Raw genomic sequence first — 3,534 nt, forward strand, 5'->3', positions numbered from 1 at the left:
GTAGATAGTATTTGTGCGGCTATTTTTTTTGTTAGGGAGTAGGGAGTAGGGAGTAGGGAGTAGGGAGTAGGGAGTAGGGAGTAGGGAGTAGGGAGTAGGGAGTAGGGAGTAGGGAGTAGGGAGTAGGGAGTAGTAGGAAGGAGGCATTTTATATTTGTAAAAATGAAGGAAATTTTTACAATTGTGGGGCGGGTGTACGGGTAGTGTGGGGATTTTTGTGGCAATTTTTCCCTAATTGTGAAAGTGAGATGCACCCTGGATACCCTTAGAACACTGGAATAATTTAACTCCTGAACAACAATAAAAATTTCTGCCCCTTTGTCCTAATTTTGTGATTGAGTTACGTTCTCCCAGTGATATCATGTTGAGATAAACAGTTATCAAAAAACATAGCTTCCTTCTGGTAGGTTATCTTCCTCTTCATCCCCTGCTCCCTGCTCCCTGCTCCTTGCTCCCTGCTCCTTGTTCCCTGTTACCTTTGCTAAATAATTCTTTACCTAATTATTAACCCTTTGTTACAACCAGATATTATTAAATTGCTATAATATCAAAAATATTATAATTACGATAAAAAGGTGCCAAGCGATAAACCGTTGACTTCCTTAACGGATTTAAAGGTTATTGGGGAATACGATGATCCAGAGCTAATTGTATCTAAACTGGAGCAGATGAAGGACCCTGAATTTTTGGAGCAACCAGATGTTAGGGAAAAAGGGGTTGAAGATATCTTGAATATCTTCAACTCAGTTCAAAACCCGCCTTGGTCTCACGCCACCCATCAATTTGGCTATATTGCTCCACCTCCGCCTGGTTCTACAGAAGTCCAAGTCATTCAACATCCGAGTGCCATAAAGGCGGATCCAACGTTAAAAAATAGTAGGCTAAATATTCGCCTTGATCGCCTGCGAATTCATAAGTATCCAGGGGGCGGTCTTCACAATGTTTTGGTTTCATTTGCTGCTCGCAATCAAGTGGCGGATGCTCAGGAGTTCGTTAGTTTTAGCCAAACTTATCGAGTGCCAGAAGGACAATCAGCAGGAATCGCAGGCTATCCAGTGTTCATTGGTTTGAATGTTGGTTCTCAGGGGATTGCCTTTGAATGCTCTACAGTAAATGTCAAAAATGAAGCGGATCAAGCCGTGTTATCTGCCTTAGAGTCTTCACCCTTTCAAACCGGTTTAGAACTATTAACTACTGCTCAACCTGCGATCGCACCCTTCACAACCCTCACCTTAGGATTAGTCAAAGCCCTCGCTAAACGTAATGAAAATGTACCGGTGCAGAAGTTTTATTTAGGGTTAGACTTTGAAGATGCGGCCATGGGAATTCGTCTGGCGGAAGGTAATTATATTGCTGTTCAAGTTCCCGATGAGACCACTATTGACTGGAACAAGTGGATTTATAAACCACAATTAGGCCAGATCCTTCACAAAGCTGATGGCTCATCCCTGGAATACAACTACCTGGTGTTTCGGGTTAGTCGTTATGTGGATTAAGGAAAGTAAGCATTCAGCTATCAGTGGGTTACCCTATCGCTAACCCAACCTACTGCTCCCGACTCCCGACTCCCGACTCCCGACTCCCGACTCCCTGCTCCCTTACATGAAAAAGGATTAAATAAGATGCCCCAACAATTTAATCATGGCTATGCTTTGCTGATTGGTGTAGGAGAATCTAGATATTCGCGCTTATCTCTACCTGTAACAGTTAACGATACTCAAGCCATTTATGCGGCGCTTATTGATCCGGAATTATGTGCTTATCCAGATAATAACGACCATATTCGAGTATTAAATAACAAAGAAGCAACACGAGACAATATTCTAGAGGGGTTGCAATGGTTACAGGAGTCAGCAAAAGCTGATCCAGAAGCTACAATCTTCGTCTACTACTCAGGCCATGGTTTGTTGAATAAAGAGGACAATCGTTACTACTTATTACAACACGATATTAAACTTACTAAACTGGCTGCTTCCGCATTATCCGCTGAAGTTTTCACCGAAGCTCTGCGACAAATTCCAGCAGAACGTTTATTAGTGGTAATTGATAGTTGTCATGCAGCAGGAATGGCAACTTCCAAAGATCCAGAGGAAATCATCCGTGAAGTAGAAAAGGTAGATATAGAGCTGGCTGATGAATTCGAGGATTTCCAGCGGGTTTCTCCTTCCAAGGGATTCGTCGAGCAACTGAAACAAGGAAAAGGACGAGTTGTGTTCACTTCTTCCAGGGGTGAAGAAAAGTCTTGGATACATCCAGATGGACTGTATAGCATTTACACCAATCATTTTCTGGAAGCGTTACAGGGTGCTGCCAATAAACCAGGTGATACAGAGGTGAAAGTTTCTAACCTGATGAATCATCTTAGTAAAGTTGTACCTGAAAGCGTTCGTAAGTTTTATCAAAAACAGCAAACCCCTAATTTTGATATGGCCACAGAAGATTTTGTAATTGCTAAACTTAAGGGTGGTAAAGGTTTTAAGGGATGGCAGGAGGAGGAATCTGAAGCTGAGGAGAAGATTAAAGAGCTTGCTTCTGTAGAGATTAAAGCAGCAGGTGATGGTGCAGTTGCCGCACAAAATTCTACAGTTATAGCTGGAGCGGATGTTATTGGCGAGGGTATTGTATTTGGCAATCAAAACACTGTTGAAAACAAAAATACGAATCAAAATCCTACTGATAATTATACAAAATATAACATCAATATCAACAAAGGCGAAAACATTAAAATTGGTGACCAATCTGAGGATAATTAATCACAATATCATAAGAGCTTGTCTGAGAAGTATCATTTGCTACATCCAAGCCCCCTAAATCCCCCAATTTTGGGGGACTTTTACCAGCCAATTGGATTCTTGTTCCCCCCAGAATTGGGGGGCTAGGGGGGCAAAATTCAGTATCAAAAAACTTTTCAGATATCCTCTAACAAGCACTAGAAAAACGTAGATGATTTTTTTATCAAAAATGTAGTAAATAGTAACCTAAAATGCCAGTTGATAACCCTAGTGATCTTATAAAGCGCATTCAATCAGGTAACTGTAATCAGTCTGATCTAGAATATTTGCGTCAATTGCTCCAGAGTAATGATAACGACACCCTACAACAACTGAGTAAATTCAATATTTCTATTGATGAAGGTAAAGACATTCATATAGGCGATCGCAATTATTTTAATTGGAGCGATGAAGCTATTCAAGCGGTTGTGGAAGTAGTGCAACAGGGGAAAGGGGTTGCAGTTTTCAATCCTACAGGGAAAGTAAGCATTTACTACTACAACAACTTTGGGGAGGAGCAATCTACACCTGAACTTACACCAGAGGAACAGAAACAGGTTGTTCATAAGTTCCTAACAGAAGTTGAAGACAAATTTAAGCACATCAAACTGTTTCACACTAAACAGCCTATTGTTTTAACTGATCAATATATTCCCATCCAAGTTACTATAGAACGACGCTACAAAAAATTAACCGAATCGATTGGGAGTTATGCAGAATCTGAAGCAGAATTGAGACAGGTTTATGCCCTGAAAGGAAGCGA

3 protein-coding genes and 1 pseudogene are annotated in these 3,534 nt (G+C 41.0%); all 4 read left to right on the top strand.

All coding sequences use genetic code 11. The features are described 5' to 3' along the window. Positions 1 to 247: 247 nt before the first annotated feature. Positions 248 to 373 (top strand): annotated as a pseudogene (locus F6K57_RS39980) (Uma2 family endonuclease); the annotation flags it as partial. Between the two features lie 202 nt (positions 374 to 575). Next, positions 576 to 1,496: a hypothetical protein gene (locus F6K57_RS39985; protein WP_293023152.1), complete on the top strand. Its 921-nt coding sequence runs from the start codon at positions 576 to 578 to the stop codon at positions 1,494 to 1,496. A 126-nt stretch (positions 1,497 to 1,622) separates the two neighbouring features. Further along, positions 1,623 to 2,753: a caspase family protein gene (locus tag F6K57_RS39990; protein ID WP_293074397.1), complete on the top strand. Its 1,131-nt coding sequence runs from the start codon at positions 1,623 to 1,625 to the stop codon at positions 2,751 to 2,753. Positions 2,754 to 2,983: 230 nt separating this feature from the next. Further along, on the top strand, positions 2,984 to 3,534 hold a 551-nt coding region (locus F6K57_RS39995; RefSeq protein ID WP_293074400.1), incomplete at its 3' end, for a hypothetical protein.

It is taken from the genome of Moorena sp. SIO4A5 (assembly GCF_010672005.1).
In the GTDB taxonomy this organism is placed as follows: domain Bacteria; phylum Cyanobacteriota; class Cyanobacteriia; order Cyanobacteriales; family Coleofasciculaceae; genus Moorena.